This is a genomic window from Vibrio sp. B172a (assembly GCF_030248355.1).
Classification (GTDB): domain Bacteria; phylum Pseudomonadota; class Gammaproteobacteria; order Enterobacterales; family Vibrionaceae; genus Vibrio; species Vibrio owensii.
Window position 1 is genome coordinate 1 of record NZ_JAHGAC010000023.1, and the last position, 1,885, is coordinate 1,885.

Here is a 1,885-nt window from a genome sequence, read left to right on the forward strand (position 1 = left end):
AGGGGAGTCGAACCCCTGTTACCGCCGTGAAAGGGCGGTGTCCTAGGCCTCTAGACGAACGGGACACTGGATTGAAGATATTGGGATATCTTCGTCTCTTTTACTTATAAACCGTATCAATCTGTGTGGACACTCATCGTGTATAATCATCGTTTAAGGAGGTGATCCAGCGCCAGGTTCCCCTAGCGCTACCTTGTTACGACTTCACCCCAGTCATGAACCACAAAGTGGTAAGCGTCCTCCCGAAGGTTAAACTACCTACTTCTTTTGCAGCCCACTCCCATGGTGTGACGGGCGGTGTGTACAAGGCCCGGGAACGTATTCACCGTGGCATTCTGATCCACGATTACTAGCGATTCCGACTTCATGGAGTCGAGTTGCAGACTCCAATCCGGACTACGACGCACTTTTTGGGATTCGCTCACTATCGCTAGCTTGCTGCCCTCTGTATGCGCCATTGTAGCACGTGTGTAGCCCTACTCGTAAGGGCCATGATGACTTGACGTCGTCCCCACCTTCCTCCGGTTTATCACCGGCAGTCTCCCTGGAGTTCCCGACATTACTCGCTGGCAAACAAGGATAAGGGTTGCGCTCGTTGCGGGACTTAACCCAACATTTCACAACACGAGCTGACGACAGCCATGCAGCACCTGTCTCAGAGTTCCCGAAGGCACCAATCCATCTCTGGAAAGTTCTCTGGATGTCAAGAGTAGGTAAGGTTCTTCGCGTTGCATCGAATTAAACCACATGCTCCACCGCTTGTGCGGGCCCCCGTCAATTCATTTGAGTTTTAATCTTGCGACCGTACTCCCCAGGCGGTCTACTTAACGCGTTAGCTCCGAAAGCCACGGCTCAAGGCCACAACCTCCAAGTAGACATCGTTTACGGCGTGGACTACCAGGGTATCTAATCCTGTTTGCTCCCCACGCTTTCGCATCTGAGTGTCAGTATCTGTCCAGGGGGCCGCCTTCGCCACCGGTATTCCTTCAGATCTCTACGCATTTCACCGCTACACCTGAAATTCTACCCCCCTCTACAGTACTCTAGTCTGCCAGTTTCAAATGCTATTCCGAGGTTGAGCCCCGGGCTTTCACATCTGACTTAACAAACCACCTGCATGCGCTTTACGCCCAGTAATTCCGATTAACGCTCGCACCCTCCGTATTACCGCGGCTGCTGGCACGGAGTTAGCCGGTGCTTCTTCTGTCGCTAACGTCAAGTAATGCAGCTATTAACTACACCACCTTCCTCACGACTGAAAGTGCTTTACAACCCGAAGGCCTTCTTCACACACGCGGCATGGCTGCATCAGGCTTGCGCCCATTGTGCAATATTCCCCACTGCTGCCTCCCGTAGGAGTCTGGACCGTGTCTCAGTTCCAGTGTGGCTGATCATCCTCTCAGACCAGCTAGGGATCGTCGCCTTGGTGAGCCATTACCTCACCAACTAGCTAATCCCACCTAGGCATATCCTGACGCGAGAGGCCCGAAGGTCCCCCTCTTTGGCCCGTAGGCATTATGCGGTATTAGCCATCGTTTCCAATGGTTATCCCCCACATCAGGGCAATTTCCTAGGCATTACTCACCCGTCCGCCGCTCGACGCCGTTATCGTTCCCCGAAGGTTCAGATAACTCGTTTCCGCTCGACTTGCATGTGTTAGGCCTGCCGCCAGCGTTCAATCTGAGCCATGATCAAACTCTTCAATTTAAGATTTTGTTCGGCTCAATGAATACTGAACATTACATAAGTAATGTTTGAATTGACTGTGCTGAATCTTTCGATTCAATGGTCACTTCGTTTCATTGAAACCTAATTTGATACCGCTTTCCGTTAAGAAAGAAATACCTAATTGGATTATCATCAACGAGTGCCCACACAGATTGAT

The 1,885-nt window shown here is 51.3% G+C and carries 1 rRNA gene; it reads right to left on the bottom strand.

The features are described 5' to 3' along the window. Positions 1-154: 154 nt before the first annotated feature. Positions 155-1,707, bottom strand: a 16S ribosomal RNA gene (locus KIT90_RS20180). Positions 1,708-1,885 lie beyond the last annotated feature (178 nt).